The sequence below is a fragment of the Enterococcus pallens ATCC BAA-351 genome, assembly GCF_000407485.1.
Taxonomy (GTDB): Bacteria; Bacillota; Bacilli; order Lactobacillales; family Enterococcaceae; genus Enterococcus_A; species Enterococcus_A pallens.
Window position 1 is genome coordinate 524,090 of record NZ_ASWD01000001.1, and the last position, 24,998, is coordinate 549,087.

The 24,998-nt window shown below is 38.4% G+C and carries 29 protein-coding genes; 14 read left to right on the forward strand and 15 right to left on the reverse strand.

Annotated features, from left to right (window positions below; translation table 11 throughout):
• Window positions 1-230: 230 nt before the first annotated feature.
• Window positions 231-1,202 carry a glycoside hydrolase family 43 protein gene (locus tag I588_RS02520; protein WP_010757369.1) on the reverse strand — a complete coding sequence of 324 codons (972 nt, stop codon included), beginning with the start codon at window positions 1,200-1,202 and terminating at the stop codon, window positions 231-233.
• Between the two features lie 19 nt (window positions 1,203-1,221).
• Window positions 1,222-2,487, reverse strand: a complete 1,266-nt coding sequence (locus tag I588_RS02525; protein WP_010757370.1) for an oligosaccharide MFS transporter — start codon at window positions 2,485-2,487, stop codon at window positions 1,222-1,224.
• 225 nt (window positions 2,488-2,712) lie between these two features.
• Here I588_RS02525 and I588_RS02530 point away from each other — a divergent pair, with 225 nt between their 5' ends.
• Window positions 2,713-3,606, forward strand: a complete 894-nt coding sequence (locus I588_RS02530; RefSeq protein ID WP_010757371.1) for an ArsR/SmtB family transcription factor — start codon at window positions 2,713-2,715, stop codon at window positions 3,604-3,606.
• Window positions 3,607-3,670: 64 nt separating this feature from the next.
• Here I588_RS02530 and I588_RS02535 read toward each other — a convergent pair whose 3' ends face one another.
• The 4 genes from I588_RS02535 to I588_RS02550 all read right to left on the reverse strand — a co-directional run bounded on the left by I588_RS02535 (window position 3,671) and on the right by I588_RS02550 (window position 6,858).
• Window positions 3,671-4,576: an NAD(P)-dependent oxidoreductase gene (locus I588_RS02535; RefSeq protein WP_010757372.1), complete on the reverse strand. Its 906-nt coding sequence runs from the start codon at window positions 4,574-4,576 to the stop codon at window positions 3,671-3,673.
• Window positions 4,577-4,646: 70 nt separating this feature from the next.
• The gene (locus tag I588_RS02540) at window positions 4,647-5,348 is read right to left on the reverse strand and encodes a DNA-binding response regulator (protein ID WP_010757373.1); all 702 of its coding nucleotides are present in this window, start codon (window positions 5,346-5,348) and stop codon (window positions 4,647-4,649) included.
• Window positions 5,349-5,480: 132 nt separating this feature from the next.
• Window positions 5,481-6,197, reverse strand: a complete 717-nt coding sequence (locus tag I588_RS02545; RefSeq protein WP_010757374.1) for an ABC transporter permease — start codon at window positions 6,195-6,197, stop codon at window positions 5,481-5,483.
• Between the two features lies 1 nt (window position 6,198).
• Complete coding sequence (locus I588_RS02550; RefSeq protein ID WP_010757375.1) at window positions 6,199-6,858, reverse strand: ABC transporter ATP-binding protein; 660 nt, start codon at window positions 6,856-6,858, stop codon at window positions 6,199-6,201.
• 127 nt (window positions 6,859-6,985) lie between these two features.
• Between I588_RS02550 and I588_RS02555 the strand changes: the two genes are divergently transcribed.
• On the forward strand, window positions 6,986-7,657 hold the full coding sequence (locus tag I588_RS02555; protein WP_010757376.1) for a recombinase family protein: 672 nt from the start codon (window positions 6,986-6,988) through the stop codon (window positions 7,655-7,657).
• 262 nt (window positions 7,658-7,919) lie between these two features.
• The gene (locus tag I588_RS26330; RefSeq protein WP_010757377.1) at window positions 7,920-9,617 is read left to right on the forward strand and encodes an Ig-like domain-containing protein; all 1,698 of its coding nucleotides are present in this window, start codon (window positions 7,920-7,922) and stop codon (window positions 9,615-9,617) included.
• Window positions 9,618-9,753: 136 nt separating this feature from the next.
• Here I588_RS26330 and I588_RS02565 read toward each other — a convergent pair whose 3' ends face one another.
• Both I588_RS02565 and I588_RS02570 read right to left on the reverse strand, forming a co-directional pair.
• Window positions 9,754-10,038 (reverse strand): hypothetical protein, encoded by a 285-nt coding sequence (locus I588_RS02565; protein ID WP_010757378.1) that lies wholly within the window; start codon window positions 10,036-10,038, stop codon window positions 9,754-9,756.
• Window positions 10,039-10,196: 158 nt separating this feature from the next.
• Window positions 10,197-11,351 carry a hypothetical protein gene (locus tag I588_RS02570; protein WP_010757379.1) on the reverse strand — a complete coding sequence of 385 codons (1,155 nt, stop codon included), beginning with the start codon at window positions 11,349-11,351 and terminating at the stop codon, window positions 10,197-10,199.
• 392 nt (window positions 11,352-11,743) lie between these two features.
• Between I588_RS02570 and I588_RS02575 the strand changes: the two genes are divergently transcribed.
• The 8 genes from I588_RS02575 to I588_RS02605 all read left to right on the forward strand — a co-directional run bounded on the left by I588_RS02575 (window position 11,744) and on the right by I588_RS02605 (window position 18,184).
• Window positions 11,744-12,040 (forward strand): hypothetical protein, encoded by a 297-nt coding sequence (locus tag I588_RS02575; protein ID WP_010757380.1) that lies wholly within the window; start codon window positions 11,744-11,746, stop codon window positions 12,038-12,040.
• Between the two features lie 18 nt (window positions 12,041-12,058).
• Complete coding sequence (locus tag I588_RS02580; RefSeq protein ID WP_010757381.1) at window positions 12,059-12,334, forward strand: hypothetical protein; 276 nt, start codon at window positions 12,059-12,061, stop codon at window positions 12,332-12,334.
• Window positions 12,335-12,456: 122 nt separating this feature from the next.
• Window positions 12,457-12,630, forward strand: coding sequence for a hypothetical protein (locus I588_RS27175; protein ID WP_010757382.1), 174 nt, complete (start codon window positions 12,457-12,459; stop codon window positions 12,628-12,630).
• A gap of 185 nt (window positions 12,631-12,815) precedes the next feature.
• Window positions 12,816-13,043: a hypothetical protein gene (locus I588_RS02585; RefSeq protein WP_010757383.1), complete on the forward strand. Its 228-nt coding sequence runs from the start codon at window positions 12,816-12,818 to the stop codon at window positions 13,041-13,043.
• The gene (locus I588_RS02590) at window positions 13,040-15,274 is read left to right on the forward strand and encodes a type IV secretory system conjugative DNA transfer family protein (protein WP_010757384.1); all 2,235 of its coding nucleotides are present in this window, start codon (window positions 13,040-13,042) and stop codon (window positions 15,272-15,274) included. Before I588_RS02585 ends, I588_RS02590 begins: the two co-directional genes overlap by 4 nt.
• A gap of 156 nt (window positions 15,275-15,430) precedes the next feature.
• The gene (locus I588_RS02595) at window positions 15,431-16,276 is read left to right on the forward strand and encodes a replication-relaxation family protein (RefSeq protein ID WP_010757385.1); all 846 of its coding nucleotides are present in this window, start codon (window positions 15,431-15,433) and stop codon (window positions 16,274-16,276) included.
• Entirely contained in the window at window positions 16,254-16,463 is a 210-nt protein-coding gene (locus I588_RS02600) for a hypothetical protein (RefSeq protein WP_139244034.1), read from the forward strand. The genes I588_RS02595 and I588_RS02600 overlap by 23 nt, the downstream gene beginning before the upstream one ends.
• A 53-nt stretch (window positions 16,464-16,516) precedes the next feature.
• Entirely contained in the window at window positions 16,517-18,184 is a 1,668-nt protein-coding gene (locus I588_RS02605) for a recombinase family protein (RefSeq protein ID WP_010757386.1), read from the forward strand.
• A gap of 51 nt (window positions 18,185-18,235) precedes the next feature.
• Here I588_RS02605 and I588_RS28010 read toward each other — a convergent pair whose 3' ends face one another.
• Window positions 18,236-18,370 (reverse strand): hypothetical protein, encoded by a 135-nt coding sequence (locus I588_RS28010; RefSeq protein WP_010757387.1) that lies wholly within the window; start codon window positions 18,368-18,370, stop codon window positions 18,236-18,238.
• 127 nt (window positions 18,371-18,497) lie between these two features.
• Here I588_RS28010 and I588_RS02610 point away from each other — a divergent pair, with 127 nt between their 5' ends.
• Together I588_RS02610 and I588_RS02615 are read left to right on the forward strand one after the other, a co-directional pair.
• Window positions 18,498-19,250 carry a MerR family transcriptional regulator gene (locus I588_RS02610; RefSeq protein ID WP_010757388.1) on the forward strand — a complete coding sequence of 251 codons (753 nt, stop codon included), beginning with the start codon at window positions 18,498-18,500 and terminating at the stop codon, window positions 19,248-19,250.
• Between the two features lie 91 nt (window positions 19,251-19,341).
• Entirely contained in the window at window positions 19,342-19,560 is a 219-nt protein-coding gene (locus tag I588_RS02615; RefSeq protein WP_010757389.1) for a hypothetical protein, read from the forward strand.
• 55 nt (window positions 19,561-19,615) lie between these two features.
• Here the strand turns inward: I588_RS02615 and I588_RS02620 are convergent, their stop codons facing one another.
• The 4 genes from I588_RS02620 to I588_RS02635 form a co-directional block, all read right to left on the reverse strand.
• Window positions 19,616-20,626, reverse strand: coding sequence for a DUF3114 domain-containing protein (locus I588_RS02620; RefSeq protein WP_010757390.1), 1,011 nt, complete (start codon window positions 20,624-20,626; stop codon window positions 19,616-19,618).
• Between the two features lie 78 nt (window positions 20,627-20,704).
• Window positions 20,705-21,055, reverse strand: coding sequence for an iron-sulfur cluster biosynthesis family protein (locus tag I588_RS02625; protein ID WP_010757391.1), 351 nt, complete (start codon window positions 21,053-21,055; stop codon window positions 20,705-20,707).
• A 150-nt stretch (window positions 21,056-21,205) separates the two neighbouring features.
• Window positions 21,206-22,108, reverse strand: a complete 903-nt coding sequence (locus tag I588_RS02630) for a glycosyltransferase family 8 protein (RefSeq protein WP_010757392.1) — start codon at window positions 22,106-22,108, stop codon at window positions 21,206-21,208.
• Window positions 22,108-22,959, reverse strand: a complete 852-nt coding sequence (locus I588_RS02635) for a glycosyltransferase family 8 protein (protein ID WP_010757393.1) — start codon at window positions 22,957-22,959, stop codon at window positions 22,108-22,110. The genes I588_RS02630 and I588_RS02635 overlap by 1 nt, the downstream gene beginning before the upstream one ends.
• A gap of 309 nt (window positions 22,960-23,268) precedes the next feature.
• On the opposite strand from I588_RS02635, the gene I588_RS02640 reads away from it, so the two are divergent.
• Window positions 23,269-24,078, forward strand: coding sequence for an HAD family hydrolase (locus I588_RS02640; RefSeq protein WP_010757394.1), 810 nt, complete (start codon window positions 23,269-23,271; stop codon window positions 24,076-24,078).
• Window positions 24,079-24,121: 43 nt separating this feature from the next.
• Here I588_RS02640 and I588_RS02645 read toward each other — a convergent pair whose 3' ends face one another.
• Both I588_RS02645 and I588_RS02650 read right to left on the reverse strand, forming a co-directional pair.
• Entirely contained in the window at window positions 24,122-24,427 is a 306-nt protein-coding gene (locus I588_RS02645; protein WP_010757395.1) for a glycosyl hydrolase-related protein, read from the reverse strand.
• Between the two features lie 72 nt (window positions 24,428-24,499).
• Window positions 24,500-24,721: a hypothetical protein gene (locus tag I588_RS02650; RefSeq protein ID WP_010757396.1), complete on the reverse strand. Its 222-nt coding sequence runs from the start codon at window positions 24,719-24,721 to the stop codon at window positions 24,500-24,502.
• Between the last annotated feature and the right edge of the window lie 277 nt (window positions 24,722-24,998).

The following is a 24,998-nucleotide window of genomic DNA, read 5'->3' on the forward strand; positions in this document are numbered from 1 at the left end:
TCCTAAAGGCGTTTCTTTAATTATAGCATGATGAGAAACACCGCCAAAGTTTAATTCCATGAAAAACCATTGGTAAATCAGTGGTTTCCTATAGATTTTAGCTATAGATTGTCTAACTATAAAAAATAAGCCGAACGGTTACTTTAACACGTTCAGCTTATTGCAACTAGTTAGTTTGTCTTGATATTTTTCATAAAGTCTTTTTATCAGCTAGAGAATATCATGCGAAATTAGCTTAATACCTTTTCCCGATAAGCCACTGGTTCACCGAAATCAGGGAATCCATCTTTATCCCAAGTAAAGACTTGTGCATTAGCATGGCGATTAGGATTGTCTAAGGGATCACCTGCTTTATTTTTTTCTGGTCGAGCATGAAAAATCAGTACATCTTCTGTGTCCTCTTCGTTGCGAGTGAACGAATTATGTCCAGGTCCATACTGTGAATTTTTTTCTGATGAGGTAAAAACAGGCTCTTTACTCTTATGCCAAGAAAAACCATCCAACAAATCACTATCAGCATCCGCCCACAAAAGTCCCATCGCATAATTTTCGTCCGTTGCACTGCCTGAATAAGTAATGAAAATTTTATTGTTTCGCTTAATGACAGCTGGGCCTTCATTTACCCAGAAGCCAATCTTTTCCCAATCGTATTCAGGAATGGCCAATAGTGTCTGTTTGCCTTTTAAGGTCCAAGGATTTTCCATTTCCGAAATATACAGATTAGAATTTCCCGGAATACGCGGGTCAAGCTGCGCCCAAACATAAAACAATCTTCCTTGATGTTCAAAGGTTGTTGCATCTAAACTGAAGCTTTCAAATTGTGTCTTAATTTGCCCTTTTTCTTTCCAGCATCCTTCTAAGGGATTGGCACTATCGTTTTCGATCACAAACATCCGGTGATGATGATACTGATCGCGAATTTCACTATGATCACTTGCCGCAAAGTAAACATACCATTTATTGTTAATATAATGGATTTCTGGTGCCCAAATCAGTTCACTCATAATTCCGGTATCATGTGCCTGCCAAATCGTTTTGGTTTCTGCTTTTCCAAGGTCATTTATGTTTTTTGCTCTTCGCAGCTCTAAGGTCTGATAGCCTGGAACTGAACCCATAAAATAGTAATAGCCATCTGTATGCTTGTATACCCAAGGATCGGCTCTTTCCAAAACGATAGGATTATTGTATTGTTGTGTACTCATTTGATTATTCCTCCAAATTTCAGGCGGCATCTGCTGCCGTTGTTTTTACTTTTTCTGTTTTTTGATCATTTTTTAGAGTAAAGATACTCACAACCGTTATGAAAAGAACGATTGCAGATAATAAGAAGTACGTTTGATGAAAGCCGATGGAGTCATACAGTCTACCACACACGGTCGAAAAAACAAATACTGACACTTGTTTGGCGAAGTTTGATCCCAGCATGTAGATCGTTGCATAAAGCTTACGATCAAAGGTATTAGCAATGTATTTCATAATGGACACCAATAATAATGGCATTTCTAATCCAGCCAGAATGCGGAAAAAGATCAGCAACTGATAATTCGGCGCAAGAGCGCTTCCAAAGATCCGAATAAAAGTAATAAATCCAAAAATGATTAATCCTCTTTTCGCTCCAATCTTGTTAATGATATACGGCATTGGAATCATTAACAGCAATTCTAAGCCTACCTGAGCTGAAGCCATGTAACTGTAAATAATCGTTCCGCTGTTGGCGTTTTCAAAAAAACTTTGGAAATACACGATAAACTGCTGATCAAATACATCATAAATAGCCGCAGCTCCAATGTAGAACAAGGCCAATGCCCAGAAGTTTCTAATTTTGAAAATGGACAGAATAGTTTTTTTGTCCAATTTGCTGTCTTCTTCTGTCTTGGCAGGTACTTCCTCTTCGGTTACGTCTACCTTGTCGAAAAAAATAACTAAAATAGAAAGGATCGTTGCAGCTGCAGAGCATGCCCAGAAAATAGCTGTGGGATTCCAAACAAATAAGCGTCCAGCTACTAATGTTGCTGTAATTCCAGCAAGTGAGCCGCCCATCCGAGAGTGACCATATTCAAAATTATTTACCCAGCTGGCACGCTCAATATATTGTTCAATCACACCCACGCCGCCATTTAACACAAAGCTTAGATATAAGCCTGCAAATGCGATACCCAAATACATGTTTACATCCAGCATTGGCAGGAAGAGCCATTGGAAAAATGGGCCGATAAAAATTGCACTTAAAGAAATTGTCGCTAACAAGGTCTTTTTAAATTTCAACCGATCAGATAAAATCCCAAAAACAGGTTGAAAAAGCAAAGAAATTCCTGCCATTAAAGAAAATAGCAAGCCTGCCTCTGTTCCGCGAAGCCCTGCAACTCGTTCTAACCATAACGTTAAATAACCGTAAATAACCGCCCAAGAAAAGAAATAAGAAAAATGGGTACCGGCAAAACTCCAAAAGTGTTTCTTTTGACTGTTCATCTTTTTATTACTAACCATGATTTTCTCCCTTAACATATTTATTAATCCAAACTGTAAAGAGAAAGCGCTTTTCTATTACGAGTTCATCATAATCCATAAAAAAGGCTTTGTCAATCATATTTTTATTAATCATGAAATATTTTTCGTCCTTAAATCAGCTTTTACATTAACCTTTATAGCTTGAATTTTCTCCTGTTTCATGTATCATTAAGGTAATTGTTAATCCAAAGGAGGTTTCACTTCATGCAATTAGATATCTCTAACGATTCGCTACCTGTCTATGAAGCATTGGCAAGTGCTGTTCGTTTAAAAATTATTCAACTTTTATCCAGCAACAAAATGAGTGTGAAAGAACTAGCTACAGAGCTAGGTTTAAGCAGCGCGATAGTAACCATGCATGTGAAAAAATTAGAAACAGCAGGCTTGATAAGTACCGACCGTTTGGGGAGATCCAAGGTGTCTAGCTTGAAGGTTGATTCTATTACTGTCAATTTTCCCAAAAAAATCTATACTGCTTATAAAACATTAAGTACGGCTATTCCAATTGGACAATATACGAATTTTTCGATTAAGGCTCCCTGTGGCTTAGCTACGTCAGAAGACTTTATCGGCATTAATGATCACCCAAAATATTTTATGGATCCAAAGCGGATGAATGCTCAGATTTTGTGGTTTACGCAAGGTTTCATTGAGTATCAAATTCCCAATTTACTGGAAGAAGATCAGCAGTTGGAAATGATGGAAATTTCCATGGAGATCGCTTCAGAGTTTCCTTTTTCCAACAACAATTGGCCTTCAGATATCACTTTTTCTTTAAATAATAAGTATTTAGGAACCTGGACCTCTCCAGGTGATTTTTCGGATATTCGAGGTAAAAATAATCCTGACTGGTATCCGGATAATTTGAATCAATACGGATTGCTTAAAACGATTCGCATTTTGGAGCACGGAACCTATATGGAAGGCGAACCAATGTCGGATACTAAAATAACTGATTTTGCTTCACCGGAGAATCAATTGTGGACGTTGCGGATTGAGGTAAAAGAGGATGCTGAACACGTGGGTGGCTGCACGATTTATGGGAAGCATTTTGGCAACCACGATCAGGACATTGACTTAACTTTATTTTATAGTTAAAAAGACAGCAGCAGCTATTTAGTTCCTATGACTAATAGCTGCTGCTTTGTTATTTAAATCGGGACTAATCTTCTGCTAAAAAGGTCTCTACATTTTTGATTACTTTTTGTGCTAAACGTACCTTGGCCATTGAAGTTAATCCTGCACTGTGATCCCCGGCAAAAACATTTGTACGCGCTGCTACTGCTTCACCGATTCCGGCGACGGTATCGCTAAAAGCATAGGTTCCCGGCAATTCCAGCCAGTCAGCCAGAGCAGCAACATCATGAGAGGGTGCAATAGAAAGATTCATTACTATTTTCCCAGGACCAATTTTTTGAAATTGCTCAGATTCCAGCAGAATAACATTTTTGTTTAGCGCGGTAATCACGATATCTACCTGAGCTAATAAGTCGTTCAACGGATAATAGGCCATCGTTAATTTTTCTTCTAGTTCAGGCTTACGAGTGCGGCTATAATAGGAAACCTCTGCCCCGAAAAAATGAAGAGCTTCAGATACCAGTGAGCCCACAGTTCCCATGCCGATAACCCCAACTTTAACCCCAGTTAATTCCATCGGTTCATCTTTCCACATGGCTTCTCCTCGACCTTGAAGCAAGCGAACCAACTCGCTGATGACATATTCTCGAACACCTTCATCGCCATAATCACGAATTCCAGTAACTACAATTCCCATTTTTTCAGCCGTCAGAATATCAACGTTGGCACTTTCTGGTGAATACAAGCTGCAGCACATGCCGATATAGCGAATATTGGGACAGGCTTCTAAAATAGTTTGATTAATGAAGCTGGTAAAGCTCAGCATGACGCAATCAGCATCGCTAATTCGGCGAATAATTTCAGCTTCATCACTAGGAATATCTTCATAGAAAACTGTTTCTTCCGCGTACGTCTTTAATTTTTCATCCCATTCAGATAATAATTTAGTTGGCTCAATGGCAACCATTTTTCTAAACCGTGTCTTGTGCATAAAATCCTCCCCTTCTTACCAACCCATCATATCGTGTAGTCAATAACGGAGTCAAACAGAAATGAAGAGATTAGATAATTGCTTGATTCCGCTCTTTGGTAGTTTCTTGACTAATCTCTTCCACAGGTTCTTCCCAACCGTCAGCAGTTTGCAGATAATACCCCTGTCCCCAAACGGTTATAATTCGGTACCAATCAGACTGATATCGTTCAATCTTTTCCCGAACATGTTTAACTAGATTTGACACATGGCATAGTCGAGATGCTGTAGGCTCCCCCTCCCACAAATATAACGAAATATCTTCCTTGGATACGATTTCTCCCTCTGCTTCTTTTAAACAATTCAAAAGCTTTTTCTCCATTTTAGATAAATAAAAGTTTATGTCTTGTACTTCCTTCTTACCAGCATGAAGAAACGATTGTTCATTAACCACTCGTTTCTTCAATTTTGCCACTGCAGCAAGCTTGTTTCCCATTTCCTCTACATCCCACTCTGGATCAATTATACCTTCAAAAATACCATTCAAGGTAATCGATTCATCACAAGTAATTTTCATGATAGGAACCTTAAAGCTTAACAGTTTCTTGGCAATGATTATTTGCTGATCAGCTGGCAAGGTATCGCTTAAAAGAATGACATCAAAAAAGCGCACCATCGTCAATGATTCAGTCAAAAGTGCTTGACTGATAAATACCTCATACCCCAATAGATGAAACTGCTCCTCCATCATTTTCTCTCTAAAAATACAGTTTGTTAGTACAAGAATTTTCATTTCTATTTTCTCCTTTCCTTGGGTTAAATTCCCTACTATAAACTACGCATTCTTTTCAAATTTATTTTTTATTTGCTTATTTTTTTGCAAAATAAAAAAGCAGGAAAGTATCCCTGCTTCACTGATAGCCAGTTATTCCCATTTGAAAAATTTGAAGGCAATTGCTGTCCCTACTAACGTAATAAGCATTAACAAAACTACAATAGCTGGAATTTGTGCCTGCTCTTGAAAAGTTATTGCTTTAAGCAGTTTGATCCCTTGAGTCAAAGGCAGGACACTCGCAATTTTTTGCAGGCCCTTTGGCAGAATCTCAAACGGTACTGTAGCTCCAGAAAGAAAAAACATCGGAAAAAACACGGCTGAATTGATTGCCCCAGTGGCCTTTTCACTAGGAGAAAGACTAGCAATAATTAAGCCAATCGCATGGACTGACAGCATTACTAACAAATAGGCTGGAATGAAGGTTAACCAACTTCCTTGATAATGAAAATCGAAAGCTACAGTGAGTAGTGCAAAAATTAAAAGCATCGACACCAAGCTGAGAGTAAAGCAAAATAACAAGTGAGCCAACAGTAGTTGAATCGGACTTATGGGAGTTACCTGATACCATTTCAAGATTTTGCGTTCCCGATAAGAGGATAGCGCTAATGGCAATCCCATAACCCCCGCCGAACAAATACCAACAGTAGTTACCGAGGCAAATATTCGATTCAACGCAGGATTGCTATCCTCCATAAAAGCCATAAGTACAACAATCCCTATCGGTACAAACAGACCAAATATGACTGATGACATTTCACGAATGGACAGCTTTGCTTCTGATTTATACAACAACCAAAATGTTTTCATCCTACAATTCCTCCCCAATTAATGAAATAAACGCTTCATCCATACTTTTTTGACCACTCCGTGCAACCACCTCATTCACAGTCCCACGTTCAATCTCCTGTCCAGCCTTAATTACCAAAATTTCATCGCAAAGAATTTCCACTTCATCCATGTAATGAGAAGTTAAAAAAATTGTTACTCCCTGTTCTTTTAATAGTTTCAGGTAGCGCCATACTTCTCGTCTAGCCATCGGATCCAACCCCGTCGTCAGCTCATCCAAGAAAATAATTTCCGGATTTCCCATTGCTGCCAGTAGAATACATAATTTCTGTTTTTCTCCACCAGACAGTGTCTGAAGAAAGGCCTCCTTTTTGTCTGTCAATCCGAACTCCTGCAGTCCTTTTTCCCAGTTAATGGGATTGCGGTATAAGGAATGAGTGATTTCACAAATCTCTTTTACTTTTAATTGTCCTTGAAAGGCAGATTCCTGAAATTGTACACCCACACGTTGGAATAAAGTTTTTCTCTCTTTACGGGGATCCTTGCCCAACACTCGAATTCCATCCGCCTGACTGCTTTTCGTGCCTAGGATACAATCAATTGTGGTGGATTTTCCTGCGCCATTAGGCACTGAAACATAAAGAAGAAAAATAAACTTAATAATAAAAAAGAACGCGCCCATAAAATGTAGTTAAAAGCCTGTAACCCTCACCGTTATAGGCTTTTTCTTGTGTATTCTTTTAGGTTTTTATCCCTTTTAGTTTTACCATTAGTATGTACCATAAAATAATACAATGGAGGTTTAGAGAATGGTAGAACAAAGAGAAAAAGTAAAGGAACTGGAAAGTCTCATAAAGAGCAACACTGTTTTGAGGATTGGCTACGCTCGCACTAGTACCCTAGATCAAAACTTAGGGCTTGAGGTGCAACTAGAAGCCTTAAGAGATTGTGACGTGGTATTTTCAGAACAGCAGTCAGGTAGCAAAGACAATCGGGAGGAGTTTAACAAAGCAATTACTTTAGCCAAAGAGTTAGCTAAGCAGAAACAACAGGTATATTTTACCGTATACAAAATGGATAGATTAGGTAGAAAAACCTCAACCTTACTTAGGACCATTGAGGAACTAAAAGACCACGGTATAGAATTTGTTAGCATAAAGGAAAGCATAGACACTTCAACCCCCACTGGTGTATTAATGTACCAATTACTTGGTATATTCTCTGAATTTGAACTCAACAATTTACGGCAACGAACTAAAGACGGACTAGCTCAAGCCAAGAAGAACGGCAAGAAATTAGGCAACCAAGGACTTGACCCTAAGCTTGAAAGAAAAATAATTGATATGTATACACTCAATACTATACCAATTTCTCTTATTGCTAAAAGATTAAAAGTATGTGAATCAACTATCTATAATGTAGCCCGACGCAATGGGCTTTCACGGCGAAATAATGCAAAAGTTCCTTTAAATATGGAATAAACTATGTTATGATTTTGTTAACCTTTACTATACCGAACGAACGTTCGGTAAAGGTATAAAAGAGATATTAGCACTTATTAGCTAAACGCTGATTTTATAGGGATTACTCCTTATAAGATTGGCGTTTTTTGCTATGTTTTAATACGTTTATTTAACGTTCGTCTGGTGCAGTTAGTAGGAATACTTTAAGCGAGGTGAGTTTTACTTATATATCCAAACAAAGCACTTTAACAAAAGACGATATAAGGAGCGTGAAAAAGTCTTGAAACAAACCCGTATGGAGAGACATGAAGAAAAGATTAGGGCTACTATTAGAAGAAACAAACGACTTATTACCTTAACAACTCTTGTAGGTTTAGTTTGCCCTGCAACACTCGGCACAATCCAAGCTTTAGCAGATGAAACCGCACCAACAACTGAACAAACCGCCGAGCCTGTTACCGAGCCTGTAGCTGAACCCGTTACTGAAACTCAACCAACCGAAGCTATTACACCAGAACAAACGACTAACACTTTAAGCCAAGAGCCTGTCACACCAGAGGCAGAAGTTATTGAGTCAGAACAACCAGTTACCACTGAGGAAACTCAACCAGTAGTATCAACTGAAACCGTACAAGCCCAAGCGCCTGTAAATAATGTAGCGCAAGCTCAAGCTGTTACACCACTAAGCAACCCAACTGTAGTAGCAGAATACAGAACTAAACTAGCTGGCTACCAAGCTCAAGCAAGCCAGTTAGTGGCAGATGGAGCTACGGCAGACCAAATGACAACTATCAACGCTTTACTTTCCGCTTTTGAAATCAATATCAATAACTACGAAAATGATATTGGTGATGTGCCTGCAGTTTGGTTGGCGGATATCGATCATGGTATCGTTCCAGCACTTGAAGACGAAATTCAAAGAGTAAAAGACGAACTAGCAAACAATCCTGGTGAGGTATCTGTAACAGGAGTTACGATATCGTCGATGCCAGAAATGGCTGTTGGTAAAACCTACCAGTTAACAGTAACTGTAATGCCAGAAAATGCTACAAACAAGAACGTTACCTTTACTAGTAGTAACCCTAGCGTGGCTACAGTAGATGCTAATGGTCTTGTTACAGGTGTTGCAGAAGGAGAATTCACTATTACTGCTACGACTGCTGATGGAGGCTTCACTGCCTCATCTCATGGTGTTGTCTATCCAGACGATGATATACCAATGAAAGATTTTGACTATACAGCAGTTTTAGCGGCTATCGCTCGTTATGATGCAATGGTTGAAAATGAATACACCCCAGAGTCATGGAAGGCAATGGAAGCTGAGATGATTAATAATGATAGTAAATTACATTTAATTGACTATCTAAGACAGCTACCAGAAGCTGAGGGTACCGTTCCGTCTGGTTATGCAAATCAGTTTCAAACTGATTTAAATGCTTACGCCGCTAAGGCTCAATCCATTATGGATTTAGCTATTAAGAAAGATGTGACGCCACCTAAGGATGTAGACAAATCAGGACTGGAAGAAGCCATTAAGAACGGCGATGATAAAATCACCGAAGGTGGCTGGAAAGATACTGGTGACCTTGAAACTGCGCTTGAAGATGGCAAGAAAGTCCTTAACGACGACAAAGCCACTCAAGCCCAAGTAAATGAAGCAGTTAAGAATATTAATGACGCAATAGATGCCCTAGCCAAGAAAGATGACGGCAATAACGGCGGAAATGGCAACGACAACAACGGTAACGACAATGGCTCTAACTCAAGCAATGGAGCTAATGGCGGTACTGGAAATAGTTCAAATAAAACTAACACTACTAACCTAAACAACCAATCTAAACAAACAAGTAACGCTGGTAACTCTAACAAAGACAATCTACCGTTAACTGGTGACTCTACCACAAACGGCTTACTTGCTGGCTTATCTATGGTTGGTCTTTCTCTGGTTGCTTTAGTTAAGAGGAAAAGGAAAGCTTAAAAGGAATAACTAAGAATAACGCACTACAGAAACATTTAACAAAACTAAATACTAGCAACAAAATAAGCCTTGTCGCGATTAACAGCGACAGGGCTTTTTCTATGCAATTTTAGGGTAAAGAAAAAACACTATCTGGTTATTCATCCAGATAGTGTGTTAGGTACGGTGTTTCTTTAATTTTATTTGCCCAGTATTCTGCCTTGTCTTTTTCAATATGAAGTCTGTCGCTCAGAGTTCTACGTCCTTCAAATGCAGTTTGGATAGCGTCAACGCTAAAATCAGCTTCAATCATTCTTTTGTAGACGTTGTAATCACAAATTTCGCGCCATCTGGTGCGTTCTGCGATAACCTCTCTTTCAACAAATTCTCTAACTTCATCAGCGGTATACATTTTGTCTTCTTGCAAGCCTTCAATTCTCATAATAAATCTCTCCTTTATCAAGTCTAATTGATATGCTCGCAGAAAAACCCACGAGCATATGAGTTATGCACGTGGGGCAAAATCAAATTATTAAATTACAAAAACACTGGCTGTATTATACTACAAAAACGTTGTTTTGTCAATGTTTGTCAGTGGTTTCAGTCGTTGAAATCAAAAGGTTTGTTAGTTATTATATGGGCGTTGTCATATAAACTATTTACCTGATTACTTATTTGTGCGATGTTGGTAAATTTGTTTAGACCATTACAAGGGAAGTCTTTTGCTTGTCCGACTTTTGCCGAAAATCTTATATAGGCGTTACCTCCCGATTGATAGCCACCGATATTCATGCCGGTGTTACTTATTAAATCATCATTTACAGATATGCCGTTTGGATTGGTTGTATTATATAGAACTGTGCTTCCTTTCACATAGATTAAATTATCAGGAAGTATGTCTCTAACAACTAAGTTATTGACTTTCAACTCTCCCACAAGAATATCATTTATTTTTACATCGCCTTTATTCTCAACTTTTATTTGAAAATGAATTAGTTCGTTTTCGTCGGCTTCAATGGTTTTACTCCAATGCTTATCAGTATCTTTTCTAACTGTATTTTCTATTAATAAGCCCGTCTTTAATTCAGGCTTAAATTTCTCTAAATAATGTTCGTCTGGTTTCTTTTCGTATTTATCTAATTCTTGATCGGGAAGAAATACAATTTTTTGGTCGCTATAGATTGGTTGTTCATTATTTTTTTCTATAGTTACTTTTTCATTCTTTGTAGCTTTACGATTCTTGACAGACTTTCTTTTTTTCTTTGCGGTATGTGTATTTTGACTTAACTCTTTAACACTAAAAATTATTAGCTCACATAAAAAATCTTCAAAATCTGTATAGCTTAGCAATTTTTCTTTTCGTTTAACTAATTCAGGATTACTTGATTTTTCAATCTCTTGCTTTAATCGTTGCTCTAAATCGTCAGCGTTTTTCTCTAAATTTAGATAACAAAAGACCTCATCAGTCATTTCTGCCTTGATATTTATAGCAGTAAAATCACTAGTTGCTAACTCATTACCATATTTAGCTGGTAGCTTATCCGTTCTTCTTAATATTGTTTTTGCGAAGTCTTCTGAAATAGAACCACCATTTTCAATTTCTGTTTTCCAGTCTTTCTTAAATTGTCGGCTATCACTTTTTACTTTCTTAAAAATTATTCCTGTAAAAGCAACTAAAAAACGTTGATTATTTCCTCCACTTTTATACTCATTCAATATCTTAAAAAGCGTAACAAAGTCAAAATCCTGTTCCATACCGAAAACACCCCGTTAAATATGTTTAGTTATAGTATAGTCGCAAGAATAGCTTTAAATCAATGTTTTTTGTGTTTTACTCCCCATTTACTCCCCGAAAACTCCCCGTTTGCTCCCCAGAACTCATAAAATTCTGTGGCAATATGTGGTTAAGCCAATCGCGAAAAGCTTAACACCTTAAACAAGAAAGTGGTGAGAAAAATGTTAGTTCATCTTTTAGTATTTAGCCCCTATTTTATTATTATGATTTGTTCAATCATTTACATTTGGAGATTGAACAAGTCATAAAGTTACCAACTAAATTTAGGCATAAGTTAAGACGTCGACTTATTCCTAAATGTTCACTATATAAGCTTAAATAAATCAAATACATCTATTAGGAGGAAACTACCATGAACCAAACAGAAAATACCCCAAAAATTATATTGCCAGGAGACGCAGAATTTAATGTTATGCCCCTAAACCAACAGTTAGCCGTGAGAACCGATACTTTGCGAGCAGTTCAAAAGATGAACCGTCAACTGAACACTAACAATACTCGTCAAATTTTGACTATGGATGCCCTAAATAAGGTCAGTAGTATATCACTTTTGGAGTTGGAATTGTGTATGCAAAATGAACATGCTAAAGACCGACTAAAGTACATTGCTGACTATTTCACTTTTCTATGCGCCCAAGACTTGCTTTAAGAAAGGAGAAATTAAATTATGTCTGAAAACATCGCTTTTACTATCGCTATGATAGTGTTGTCCTTTTTGCTAACAATGGCGCTCAAGAGTATCCATGATTATTTTAAATATAGAGTGCTTAAGAAGAAAGAGACTAAGACTCAAAACATCCAAAGAAGACAGCCCCAATACACCGACGACGAAATAAGAACTGCTCAGTATTTAGAGCAGAAAGCCGAACTAGACAAACGTTACTATGTATTTCGTCAACTCATGCACCACCACGCCACTAAGTACCATGACCGACGACCCTAAACCACGTATAAGCCCACCAAACACTAGACCCACGCAATAAACAACCTCTAACACCCTCACCATAAATATGGCGCTAATTCAAACTCACGAGTTAGCGCCCATCATTAAAGGAGTGATTATCTATGACACCTCAAAAAACTATTCCCAAAAGTACCTACAAGAACGCTGAACTATATCGCTACAAATTGCAATTAGAGGACGAAATAAAGGCAAACCCACTTTCTGAACTTAGTAGACAATTCTATAAATCCATGATTCGTCCATACGTTGAAAAAGAGCCAGAGATACCGCCATAAGAAAAGCCTGTTGTGCATTACACAACATCGAGAAAATGCGTTATGGAATTTTTCAGCAACCCTAATAAATCAAACAAAAAAGTGTCTTATCGTTTGGTTTTTAAACTGTTGAAAAGATTGTGCTTTTGCTTAATTTAAGCTTAAATTAGCAACGTCATTAAGCAAAGAAATGAAAGGAGTTGTAAATGAGAAATGACAAAAAAAGACGACAAAGACAAGGACGTGACCCCGCCCATGAAAAAACTGGTAAACAATATCATTTTGTTTGTGCTGGCGTGCTGGTTACTAAGAATTGGCATTGCCATGTTAGCCGAAATCTGGTTACCGCTTTTATTCCTAGCTATATTCGTCGTATGTTTGACGATTGGCTGGCGAATCAGAAAAGCCAAAAAAGATTGGTGGTGAGAAAATGACAAAGCGCAATTTTCATGAACTGACCTTTAAACAAGTCTACTGGCAACGTGAGATTGACTTTCTAAAGGTAACGGAGCTAATCGGGGCTATGGCTACCCAAGAACCACGCAAGCCGATTATCTGGGAAATTAGAAGCCCTAAGGACAGTGAAGCTATTAGGTATTTTTTAGGAGCTGAAAGAAGCGAGTTTAACCGCCTTGAAAAGCTATTTCGTGGTTATGGTAGTGTAGATTTTTCAGTGCCTTTAAAAGCAAGTACCGATAAGCGAACGCCCGTTAAGCTATGTAAAAAGCTATCCGTCAACCAACCGATGTTATCGCTTAAAATATCTGATAATACCGCCTTATGTCGGGCTGTTCTGTCAACGTTGGCACAAGTAGATAAAGAAGATGAACTAGTGTTACAAATTGTGTTAGGTGGCACGCTTGCCCCTCGTTCTGTTAATCGACAAATTCCAGAGCCTAACCCCTCGTGGTGGTCAATCCTTTCTGGCAATGTGCCAATAGCGACTAACGAAATCAGAAACTCAGTTAAAGCTAAAACTGAAAGCTTTCAGCTTAATACGGTTATTCGTCTAGGTGTGAGTGCTAAAGACCAAGCCAAGCAACAGAGTTACATTTTAAGCCTGTTTTCAGCCCTCAAGACGCTGGAAGCAATCGGCGTGAAACTTTACTTGCAAAATGAAGAAACTGACCGCCTAAACCTTGCTAAAGCCCCGTGGCGGTATTCCCAAAAGTTAAGCGTCAAAGAAATGGCAAATTTGTTTATGTTGCCGACTGGTGACGGCTCGTTTTTAGGCGTGCGTGATGTGACTCAAAAAATATTATTGCCACCTCGAAACATGACTAACCCTACTAAGAACGTGCGAGCTTTTGGCGAAACCTTAAACGATGACCCCACCCAGCGCAAGCTATTACATTTAAGCGCTCAAGACGCTCTTAAAGGCATGATGATCGCTGGCGTGATTGGCTCTGGTAAATCGGCACTAATCGAGAGGTTATGTGTTGAGGACGCTAAAAACGGACAAGGCTTAATCCTGGTTGACCCGAAATACAGTCTAGCGTCCTCACTGGTTGAAAAGCTACCAGAACACCGTTTAAAAGATGTGGTTGTAATGGATTTAGGCAATCCAAGCAACAAGTTTATTGGTATCAATCCTTTACAAAGTTTGCATAATAACCGTAACCCTGAATTAGTAGCAGAAAGTATTCTTGCGTCGTTTAAATCTTTATTCGCGGACACGTGGGGCGTCTACAGTGAAGATATTTTACAATCCGCAATCCTGACCCTTGCTAAGAACAAAAATACCACTCTGTTACATCTGCCAATCTTACTCAACAACGCCAGTTTTAGAAAGAAAATGACCGCTAACCTAGATGATAAGTTAGGACTGGAAACTTACTGGAGCTATTTCAACAGTCTTTCAGACGGCGAACGTAACAAGCAGTTAGCCCCCGTTATGAACAAACTAAGAGTTTTACTCATGCGTCCAGCATTAAAAGGACTACTCGGACAGCCAAACCCTAAGTTTTCACTGGAAGATGTTTTCAGTAAAAATCGAATATTAATTATCCCCCTCAACTCTGGGGTAGTCGGTCAAACAGTAGCCGAATTAGCAGGCAGTTTACTAATTAACCAGATATTCGATATTGCCATGAAACGCGCTGAAATCCCAGAACACAAAAGAAAGCCTGTCGTGATGTATATAGACGAGGTGCATAATTTCTTGAATCGGTCTGGGGCTGACTTAGAAAGTATGTTGTCACTTACCAGAGGTTTAGGGCTAGGCACAGTGCTAGCATTCCAGAATTTAAAACAGCTTTCGCCGTCACTCAAAGAAACCATCTTTTCAAATTGTCGATCCAAAGTAATCTTTGGAACTCCAAACAAAAAAGACGCTGCCGAGTATAGCGACCTGACAGCGTCCGTGTGTGAAGCAAGCCATTTTATGAACCTGCCTCAATTTCAATTTTATACCACCTTGAGCAGAAAAGAAATTGCTAATGTTTGGATTAGCGGAAAAACATATGTTCCCCTACCCAGTAAACGCCAGCCAGCCGATGTCTTTATGCAAAGTACCGAAAAATATGGCGTCGAACTTTCTGAAATTGAAAAGTCGTATATTGACCTAATCGAAAAAAATGATACCGAGTTAGATTTTAAAGATAACATCGAACCCAATTTAAATATTGGAAGAGCCAAAAGAAAAGTAACCAAAAAAGACGAATAATTTTTGTCTTTTCGGTTGTCTCATCGTGCATACGAACACGAGTTTCTTAAAGGTGTGACAACTCACTTTATACAAATTAAGGGAGGCGACTCACCCCGCATTTCTACTAATTTTTAAATACGCGGGGCGACCTCCCATAGGAGGAGCGAACCAATCATGACAAAAGAACAAAACGAACGCATAAGTCGGCAGTACCTTATAGACCTATCGGCACGACTGGACTCGCAAAATTTTGAGATTTTACGAACGATTTATAAATTTAAATTCATGACCGCCAGCCAATTACAACGAATTTTCTTTACCAAAAGTAGTAACAATGCCAATAATCTACGGACGTGTAACAGACGCTTAAAGAAGCTACAAAGCTATGGAGTTATTGATTGTCTAATTCATCGGATTGGAGGGGCGAGAGCTGGAAGCAGAGGAAAAGTCTGGGTTATCAGTTCGGCAGGGTTTCAGCTATTAAAATTGGATAGCGATTTACAGTTAAAAGCTAATCGAAAACGTTTAATGGAGCCTAGCATTTTATTCCTAGAACACACGCTGACGATTTCAGAAGCTTATACCAAACTAATCGAACTAGACCACCAAAAGAAAATTGAACTGCTAGAAGTCCAGCATGAACCCCGTTGCTGGCGGACGTATTCAGAAAAAGGTGTAGCCACCTATTTAAAGCCCGATTTATATGTAAGTCTCGCTTTAGATGAATATGTTGACCACTATTTTCTAGAGCTTGATAGAGCCACAGAGCCACCGTCAAAGTGTATTGTGAAAGCAAAACAGTATATCGCCTATGCTAACAGTGCTGTGGAACAACGGCAAAATGAAAATGGTGTTTTCCCGTTTGTGGTGTGGATCGTGCCAAACGAAAAACGCCGTGAACAACTAACCCGTTATATCCGTTATGAGCTACCAAAAGCCGAAATGCTGTTTAGGGTTATTACAATGGCAGAGTTTGAAACTTTAATTGCTGGAGACAGTGAAGAAAGCGCAGGTGTTTAAAAACGAAAACCAAGAAAAGAACAATCAACCTAAAATACCGCCCTACACTATCGACCAATCGGGACAAAAAATCTACCGTTATCAGTGTGGAGAAACAACAATTTTTGTGAAGTATAAAGCTGATGGCGAAAGCCTTGAAACCCTGTTGCTAAAGCATTTTATTGGTGTGATTAATGCTGAAAAATAACCCTAAATATGGTAAAATAGATGTATGGGCGCGTTCTAAGGAGGACTTAGAAAATGGAACAACTTAGAACCGCAAATCATAGAACATTGACAACTAAAAAAGTGTGGAAAGTCGCAATTTACTTGCGACTTTCTCAAGAAGATGGCAAAGACGAAAGCCAAAGTATTACCAATCAAAGAAAGCTAGTTTTTGATTATCTAAACAATAATTTTACTGGTTTGTTTGAAGTAATCGACACTTATATTGATGACGGTATTAGCGCCATGAACGCCGTACATCGCCCCGAGTTTTTACGTATGATTTCAGATGTAAAAAGTGGACGAGTAGACACGGTCATTTGTAAAAGCTTGTCACGTGCTTTTCGTAATTCTGGCGACCAATCGGAATATTTGAGAGTGTTTTTTCCACAATATAGTACACGATTTATCACGATTGATACGCCACATATGGACACTTTCCTAGAACCTGAAAAAGCTTTTGCGATGGACGTTGGTTTTTATGGTACATTCAATGAAAGCTATCCTCTGATGATTTCAGCCGAGATTAAAAAGACAATGAAGATGATGAGAGAAAAAGGCGAGTTTTCTTCTAGTTTTGCCCCATACGGTTATCTAAAAGGCAATACGGAAGAAACCCGACACCAGTTCTTTATTGACGAGGAAGCGGCGGAAATTGTGCGTAAAATCTTTCATTGGTACGTGTATGACGGCATGACTATGCTAGGAATTGTTAGAAAGCTTAATTCTTTAGGTATTCTTTGCCCTACCGACCACAAGAAGAAACTTGGCTTAAAATACGAAAGTAGGCACAAACAATTAAGTGGACGCTGGGGCATTTCAACAGTTGCTAGAATTCTCAAAAATGAGTCCTATTTAGGTCATATGGTACAAGGCAAGCAAAGAATTGTTAGCCCAATCCTAAAAAAATCGATGGAAGTACCCAGAGAACAATGGATTATCGTAAAAGATACCCATGTTCCAATTATCGAACAAAGTTTGTTCGATAAGGCTATGGCTCAACAGGAGAAACGACACCGACCACAAAAAAACACCCATGAAATTGACCTGTTTTCTGGATTTTTGAAATGTGCTGATTGTAATATGCGTATGCACTATAGACGTCACGACAAGAATACTGTTGCTGGAAAAAAAGTTTACAAGTATTACGCCTGTTCTACGTACACAATGCAATCTAAAGAAGCTTGTACCAATCACAATATCAAGTATGAAGTGTTACAAGAAGCCGTTTTGTTAGCTATTCAGAACCAAATCAAAATTGTGGAAGATTTAAAGCAAATCCTAGATACAGCAAAACGTAAAAAGATTATCGCAAAGCAAACTAATAGTTCTCAAAAGAGATTAGCTAAAAGGCAAAAAGAGTTATTAGAAGCTGAAAGAATTTCAGAAAGCTTGTATATTGATTGGAAAACCGAGGTTTTAACTAAAGAAGAATACATTCGTATGAAGTCGTCTTTTGAGGAAAAAATTTCACACTTAAAACAAATTATTGAGAGTATTCAAAAAGAAATCGAGAAACAACAACAGGCTAATGATATTATCGAGCCTTATCTTGATACCTTTCTTGAATACAAAAATGCTAAAGAACTAACCCGTGCTATGCTAATTGACTTAGTAGAAAAGATTTATATTCATGAGGATAAAAATATCACGATTGAATTTAAGTCCGCAGATATTTACGAAAGAATAGTTAGCAAGTGCTAAACACCTAAAATATAGGATAAGGTTATATCTGCCCTTGTCCTATATTCCTCTTTATGTTTTACTCCCATTGTGTCCCAGCAGACCAAAAATACTGCCTCTTTTTACTGTGAAGCTTAGCTGGTTTACTACTATGCGGCTGCCAAATTTTTTGTTAAGATTTTTTACAATAATTGCCTGATCTGTCATTTTTTCCCCTCCTATCATTGAATGAATTCTTAGTATAGCGGGAAAATAGACCTTGGTGGCTTAGTGGAGGGTAGCCTTTGTTGAAATTATTTGATAAAGTTAAAATGAATAGGACAGGAGGACAGAAATGACCTATTACACTTCGGAGGTTGCTAAATTAGTTGGTCTGCATCCTAATACGATTCGGCGATATGAAGAATGGGAATTAATCCCCAAACCCCAACGAGCAGCTAATGGTTATCGAATGTTTACTCAATATCATGTAGAACTAATTCGCTTGGCTCGGATAGCCTTCCAAATCGAGGTACTGCAATCGGGCTTGCGGAGAAAGATGGTAGATGTCATTAAAGCTTTGGCGCTTTATGATTTTGAAGCTGCTGGACAGCTGATTATGGATTATCAGCGCTTAGCCGATCAAGAAATTACTCAGGCACATGAAGCGATTGAAATTGTTGAAGAAATAATTAACAATAATACGGCTAAAGATAAACATGAAACTTTAACTCGTAGTGACGCAGCGGAGTATTTAGGCGTGACCGTTGATGCGTTGCGTAATTGGGAGCTTAATGGTTTGTTGACGGTTAAAAGAAGTGCCAATCGTTATCGTATATACAATCAGGAAGATTTAAAACGATTGAAGATTATTCGGACCTTGCGAGGTGCCAATTACTCACTGGAAGCCATTCTTCGTTTGCTGCTAACCATGGATCAAAAACGTGTTTCTTCTATTAAAGAAGTTTTGGATACCCCTAAGCCAGATGAAGATATCGTTGCAGTTTGTGACCAGCTGCTAACTTCATTGGAGCAGGCAAAGAAAAATGCTGTAGCTATTATGAAGAGAATTGACGATTTAGAGCAAATTGACCGATTCACTCAGTAAGAATCAAGTGATTAGATAACCTCGAAATATTGAATAGCCAAGTTGCATTATTAGGAAGGTTTCTTTTTTAATGAGCATATGGAGGTAGCTTATGTTCTTTTCATTAGTAGTTGTTCTCATTATTTTCATTTTACTAATTTGTTTGAGTTTTCCCTGGGCAGTAAAGCAATGGAGAGCAACGAAAGATATTAAAGCAACAACTATACTTTTTTTATTGATGAAATACGTATTTTTACTGCTAGGAATTTTAGCTTTAACCTATATCATTGCTGTTGTATTACTAGGAGCTATGGGGCACTTGTCCCATTAGGTACGACAAAAAATCTCTTAAACGATTTGCTGCTACCGTCTAAGAGATCTTGTAATTAGTTGTGTTTTCTAATCAGCAGTTTAGTAACCACTAAGACAAGGAGGAGCATACCCCACTTTTTACCTGCATTCTTTCTGTGTGAGTATGGCCCAGGTTTCCGATCGACTTGGCGCCAATGATACTCTAGTTTATTTTGTGGATTGTTCCATTCCTTTGCCAATTTCTTTCGTAAGGGATAATCTAAACGACTTGGCGGCAAGCTATCCAATCGTCGATGCGCATCATCGTTGCGATCCGCATAATTAAAGGATTCACCGTTTAGAATCTGCTGCTGAAAATAGTGCCATTCTGCATAGGTAGGATATCGTTCCTTATAATAGAAGAAATCCGTTATTACCCTCCCAGCTTCATCCATCTCTAATACATTCCACTGACTGACAAAATGTCCTTTTGTGTCCAAAATAAATTCTGAATGAAAATCTGGAGTCAGCCGTTTACGATTCTCATTTCCTGTAGAATAATGGCTTTGGTATTTATTATGGAACCTTGCTCGCTCAGCCAGCAGCTTTTGTCCACCTAGTCCACCTGCTTTTTTCGGGCTGCGAACGTAAGCAGCTAAGGCGGATTCATCTGTTTGACCAGGTTGTTTAAAGTGACTGCGGATATACTGGATATTTTGCCGATCGAAATACATTCGCAGTTGATGTACACGGGCATCATTCAAAACTTCTCCCTGATAAGCCTGTTGAATTGTCTTAGCCAACAAGCTTAAAAAATCAGCATGGGGTGCCAACTCTGGATCAATTTTGTAAGGACCGTGAAGCTGTAAGGTTCCCTCTTCCAATTGCGCACCTAACTGCTCTAGTAACAGGACTACCTTTTCACCAGCAGTCTGATTGGATGCACGAAACATCTTAGTATAAATTGCTGACCCTACTAAACGGCTTTGCTTCAAGAGCTCTTCTTCTTTTTCACGAGCTTCTTTTAGCGGCAAACTATGAATTGCTCGGGTTATTACACTTGAAAGGGTACGTTGAGCCGCTTCGTCCCAAATAATTGGTTTCATTTGTTGCTCTCCTTCCCTATTTCCATCAAAAGAACTATGCTTATGCTAGAAATCAGCATGAACATAGCTCTTTTGCTTTTAACTAAAAAAGTAATTTTTCAATTTGATGTTGCTGTCTATTGGTTGATTATCACTTATTAATTGAAAGCTGTTCAAACGTGGATCAAAATCCATCGTAACTTCATCAATTAAAAGTGGTGCAGCTTCTTCAGAAGTATAAACAGTGAAGGTTGAATTTTCCATCGGTACTAAGTTGGCGTCGACATCTGCAAATAAAGGAATAATTTGGAACTGACTTCCTTTAGCACAGGAATGGTCGCTCATAGCTAAGGCTTCTACCTCTTCGTTTAAAGCAATAACAAAAGCTTTGTCATCTCCGACTTTTTGCAATAACACTTCAGCTGCTTGATCAGATACAACGATTTCCATTTTGTTTCCTCCTCCTAACAAAAACTTGATTGATAAGAATGCTTACATTCCTTTAGTGTAGTCTGTTGAAATATGAAAAGTAAGGATTTTCAACTGATTAATTCCACCTCTGCTGATGGCAGTTCCTGTTGGTAAAATTAAACAATTTAATTATCGAACCACTTTACCATATCGTGGAGTAGAAACATAGGTTACTGTTTTTCGTTGTTTATAGGTTGGTAATCTTGAAAAGGCCGTTTTCTTGGCATATTTTAAATAGTATCCCTTGATAGGTGCAGTAAATTCATCACTCCAAGGTTTCACATGCCCAGAATAATGGATGATACTTGGTGCCTTGCGAGTTTCTTCATAGGCTTTCTCACCAGCTGGATCAGGATGTTCTACTTCCTTCTTCATAATATAACTTTGTGCATTCCATTTTGGATGTAGAGGAAGCCATTGGTCATGCAAAATTGCGTTTAAAGCATCTTGGTCATGGAATTTCAACTTTTCTGGATTATTTTTGATGTAGTCTAATACTCGCATCGTGATGTTTTCATCCAGCCATTTTTTCACATTAATCAGCATCAAACCTGAATTGAAATACAATTTAGAATTCGTTTCAATTCCCATTAATTCTAGACGGTTATGGAAGCCAGCATCTTCTACTGCTGCCAAGGTATAGTTGCCAAGGTCCATTTCCCACAGTTCACAAATATCGTTTACTGCGATCATATCACAGTCTAGATACAATAGCTTATCGACTTTCTTGCCTCGGAATAATTCTGGAATGGCAATTCTGAAGTAAGCCGTTTGAGGAATCCGGTCACTTTCAACTACATTTTTGAAATACTTTTTGTTGATGTTCAAGAAATGCAAGGTCGCTTCATAATCTGCTATCGTGTCCAGCATTAGTTGTTTACTCTTATAATCAATGTTATCGTCAATCACATAAAAATCAAAGGTTGCTTGTTTATTTTCACAGTTCTCTAAGATTGAGACAAACAGGGCAGAAACATGAGGTGCAAAGGCTGCATTACTGCTTGAAACAATCGTAATTCTCTCTTTACTCATTATGCTTTCACCGCTTTCTTAAAAATACTATCTGCTAACAAATCCATGTAAGCTTCTTGATAAGGATGTCCTTCTAAGGTATTCCAAGGCTTGTCATGTCCGGTAAAGTGAACAATGGAGGGTTCCTCGTTACCTTCTTTGTATAATTCTTCGTACCATGAATTAGGTGCTGGATGTCGATCAAAAATCAACGACGACTGCATATTCCATTTAGGATGCAGTGGTGCCCAATCTTCATACAAAACAGCATTTAAGGCATCTTGATCATGATAAATGATGCGATCGCCGTGGTTCTTTAAGAAATCGATGGTTTTTTCCGTAATCTGACGATCATTCCATCGATTAATATCAATTACCATAACGCCTGAGTTAAAGTAGTAATCCTCGGAATCAATTCCTAAACGCTCTAACGCCTTAGTTTGTCCCGGGTCAATAACCGCTCCAATCGTTTTTTGTTTTAAATCCTGCTGATAAAGCTCAGTCACATCATCTAAAATTAATGTGTCAGCATCGATATAAAGCACTTTCTCATAGTCGTATTTTTTCAAAATTTTAGGTAAGGAAATGCGGTAGTAAGCGGTCGTGGTAATGTGATCGCTGACTAAGAAGTCTTCATATACTTGACCATCAACGGTTAAGTATTGAATGGTTGCCTTGTCTGATTTATTCTGAACTGTTTCATTCAGTTTGTCTTTACTGGCTTCAGATATTTCATCGTCAATTACATAAATATTCAATGAAACCTCCTCTGACACATGGTCCAATAAAGAACTTAGCATCACGCTCAGGTAAGGAGCGTAATTCTCATCGGATGCTGTTACCACAGGAATAACGTTTTTTTTGTGGAACATATACTATCACTCCTATTTAGTTAGATTTTTTTCTTCCTTCTATCATGTTTCTATAACATACACTAGACCCTATCGAATCTTTTAGCAAAAAAATTGCTTGTTATCCCTGTCATTTTGTCACAAAAATTGGAAATAATTGATTGAATAGATGTTTTTTAGCGGTATCATAGTATTTAAAATTTCTTAAACATTTAAGAAACGTTCTTGCTTTAAAACATGTTCTTTGTCATTATTGAGCATTAAACTTCTCAAATGAAAAAAATTAGACTACTCTTAAAATAGAATATTTTTTAAAGAGGATGGATAAATATGAAATTAACAGCAATCGATCTTGATGGCACGTTACTGGATCACTCAGGAAAAATTCCTGAGAAAAATCAGGAGGCTCTGCATGCGTTTGACCAGCAGGGGGGCATTGTTGTGTTAGCAACTGGACGATCGATTCTTTCTGTTAAAAAGGTTTTTGCTCAGCTTTCTATGAACGGCTATGTGCTAGCCTCCAATGGTGCCTACATTGCTCAGGTTAAGCAGGGGGAAACGACTTCTGTCCTGAAGCGCTTTGACATTCCGATTAAAACCATCAACCAAGCCTTCCAACTAGCTGAAGAAGTAGGCGTAACAATTGTCGCAAGTCGCGAAACGCAAGATGATCGAATTACGTTCGAGACTGCTCCAGTTGAAGTGGATAGTCCCTACTATGCCCAATTCCATTTAAAGGACTCATCGACAAAGACTTTGCTGAAGCAGGTTAACGATGGAACGATCAGCTATTTCAAGTTGGCTTTTAATGATACCGACGTAGACAAGCTGGCAACTTTGCGGCAAAAGTTTGACACGGCTGGCATTCGTTCAGTTTATACGGATGTTCACTGGCTGGAGGTTATGGCCGATGGTGTAAACAAAGGCACTTCCCTTTCCTTCCTGGCTGATTATCTGCACATTGACCCAGAAGAAGTTGTTGCTTTTGGTGATCAGGAAAATGACATTGAAATGCTGAAGGTCAGCGGTGTTGGGGTTGCGATGGATAATGCTTTGGAGCCGGTTAAGGCTATTGCTCAACAAATAACCACTTCTAATGAAGAAGCGGGCGTAGCTGAAGTTTTAGAAGAATATTTGTAAAGACAACGAAAGAGGACAATCCGCGGATTGTCCTCATTTTGATTTATTCGACGTATAAGGTAATGAATTTAGCATGAGTGACCGCTGTTACATTCACAGTTTGATTATGCAGGGTTAGTTCTGCTAAGCTTTCTTCCTTCAGATTTACCTGCTCCACTTTTTTTACTTCCTGCTTAAAGTGAATACTTGCCTGGCAGTCTTCCTTCAGACGTCCATTATACAAACGGATAATGTAGCCTTTTCTAGTTTCAGCCTTCTTAACCACACTTAGTGTCAAATCTCCTGCGACTTCTGCCAAGCTATAGTTCGTTGGTAATGTTCGTGCTTCGTCCCCCAAGGTAAAGTTCAAACGAGAATTTAGAAACTCCGCAAATTGATACAGCTGGACAGGAGTAACAGCAGACTTCGCAACATTTGCACGTTAACCCTCAATTTTGGAGTAACGATAAAAGGAACCGGCTGCTCCAGCCAGCACTAGTCCAATAATCATAATGGACATGTGGTTGCCTGCCCTTTCTGCGTGAACATTCAGCTTCTTTTCAAAACTTTGTTGAGACGAAATTTGATTGGCAGTGTCATGTGCAATGGTTAAAATTCCAAGCATAAATCCCACTAGTAACAAGATCAGTATAAGTTTCTTCATTTGGGTTGCTCCTAACATTTAGATATACCAATTACCCCTCCAACTGTTTCAACTACAAGTGAAGCCTTACAATCACACTTATTCTATTCAAAGAAAAAAGCAGTGTATCTGTAAAAATAAATAAACCACTTTTTACACTATTTCTCAATGATTTTGCTTAAAGAAACCAGTTAAATGAAGCTTTTGATTCAAACAATACTCCTACCACCTCCGTGCCAACGTTCAAACTGAGAAGAGAAAAGCACTCTTCTCTGTTTAATTGTTTGTACTATTTACA

Excerpts from the sequence above, each read along its gene's own strand:
- I588_RS02520 (WP_010757369.1), bottom strand. The coding sequence starts at position 1,202 with ATGAGTACACAACAATACAATAATCCTATCGTTTTGGAAAGAGCCGAT.
- I588_RS02525 (WP_010757370.1), bottom strand. The coding sequence starts at position 2,487 with ATGGTTAGTAATAAAAAGATGAACAGTCAAAAGAAACACTTTTGGAGT.
- I588_RS02530 (WP_010757371.1), top strand. The coding sequence starts at position 2,713 with ATGCAATTAGATATCTCTAACGATTCGCTACCTGTCTATGAAGCATTG.
- I588_RS02535 (WP_010757372.1), bottom strand. The coding sequence starts at position 4,576 with ATGCACAAGACACGGTTTAGAAAAATGGTTGCCATTGAGCCAACTAAA.
- I588_RS02540 (WP_010757373.1), bottom strand. The coding sequence starts at position 5,348 with ATGAAAATTCTTGTACTAACAAACTGTATTTTTAGAGAGAAAATGATG.
- I588_RS02545 (WP_010757374.1), bottom strand. The coding sequence starts at position 6,197 with ATGAAAACATTTTGGTTGTTGTATAAATCAGAAGCAAAGCTGTCCATT.
- I588_RS02550 (WP_010757375.1), bottom strand. The coding sequence starts at position 6,858 with ATGGGCGCGTTCTTTTTTATTATTAAGTTTATTTTTCTTCTTTATGTT.
- I588_RS02555 (WP_010757376.1), top strand. The coding sequence starts at position 6,986 with ATGGTAGAACAAAGAGAAAAAGTAAAGGAACTGGAAAGTCTCATAAAG.
- I588_RS02565 (WP_010757378.1), bottom strand. The coding sequence starts at position 10,038 with ATGAGAATTGAAGGCTTGCAAGAAGACAAAATGTATACCGCTGATGAA.
- I588_RS02570 (WP_010757379.1), bottom strand. The coding sequence starts at position 11,351 with ATGGAACAGGATTTTGACTTTGTTACGCTTTTTAAGATATTGAATGAG.
- I588_RS02575 (WP_010757380.1), top strand. The coding sequence starts at position 11,744 with ATGAACCAAACAGAAAATACCCCAAAAATTATATTGCCAGGAGACGCA.
- I588_RS02580 (WP_010757381.1), top strand. The coding sequence starts at position 12,059 with ATGTCTGAAAACATCGCTTTTACTATCGCTATGATAGTGTTGTCCTTT.
- I588_RS27175 (WP_010757382.1), top strand. The coding sequence starts at position 12,457 with ATGACACCTCAAAAAACTATTCCCAAAAGTACCTACAAGAACGCTGAA.
- I588_RS02585 (WP_010757383.1), top strand. The coding sequence starts at position 12,816 with ATGAGAAATGACAAAAAAAGACGACAAAGACAAGGACGTGACCCCGCC.
- I588_RS02590 (WP_010757384.1), top strand. The coding sequence starts at position 13,040 with ATGACAAAGCGCAATTTTCATGAACTGACCTTTAAACAAGTCTACTGG.
- I588_RS02595 (WP_010757385.1), top strand. The coding sequence starts at position 15,431 with ATGACAAAAGAACAAAACGAACGCATAAGTCGGCAGTACCTTATAGAC.
- I588_RS02605 (WP_010757386.1), top strand. The coding sequence starts at position 16,517 with ATGGAACAACTTAGAACCGCAAATCATAGAACATTGACAACTAAAAAA.
- I588_RS28010 (WP_010757387.1), bottom strand. The coding sequence starts at position 18,370 with ATGACAGATCAGGCAATTATTGTAAAAAATCTTAACAAAAAATTTGGC.
- I588_RS02610 (WP_010757388.1), top strand. The coding sequence starts at position 18,498 with ATGACCTATTACACTTCGGAGGTTGCTAAATTAGTTGGTCTGCATCCT.
- I588_RS02615 (WP_010757389.1), top strand. The coding sequence starts at position 19,342 with ATGTTCTTTTCATTAGTAGTTGTTCTCATTATTTTCATTTTACTAATT.
- I588_RS02620 (WP_010757390.1), bottom strand. The coding sequence starts at position 20,626 with ATGAAACCAATTATTTGGGACGAAGCGGCTCAACGTACCCTTTCAAGT.
- I588_RS02625 (WP_010757391.1), bottom strand. The coding sequence starts at position 21,055 with ATGGAAATCGTTGTATCTGATCAAGCAGCTGAAGTGTTATTGCAAAAA.
- I588_RS02630 (WP_010757392.1), bottom strand. The coding sequence starts at position 22,108 with ATGAGTAAAGAGAGAATTACGATTGTTTCAAGCAGTAATGCAGCCTTT.
- I588_RS02635 (WP_010757393.1), bottom strand. The coding sequence starts at position 22,959 with ATGTTCCACAAAAAAAACGTTATTCCTGTGGTAACAGCATCCGATGAG.
- I588_RS02640 (WP_010757394.1), top strand. The coding sequence starts at position 23,269 with ATGAAATTAACAGCAATCGATCTTGATGGCACGTTACTGGATCACTCA.
- I588_RS02650 (WP_010757396.1), bottom strand. The coding sequence starts at position 24,721 with ATGAAGAAACTTATACTGATCTTGTTACTAGTGGGATTTATGCTTGGA.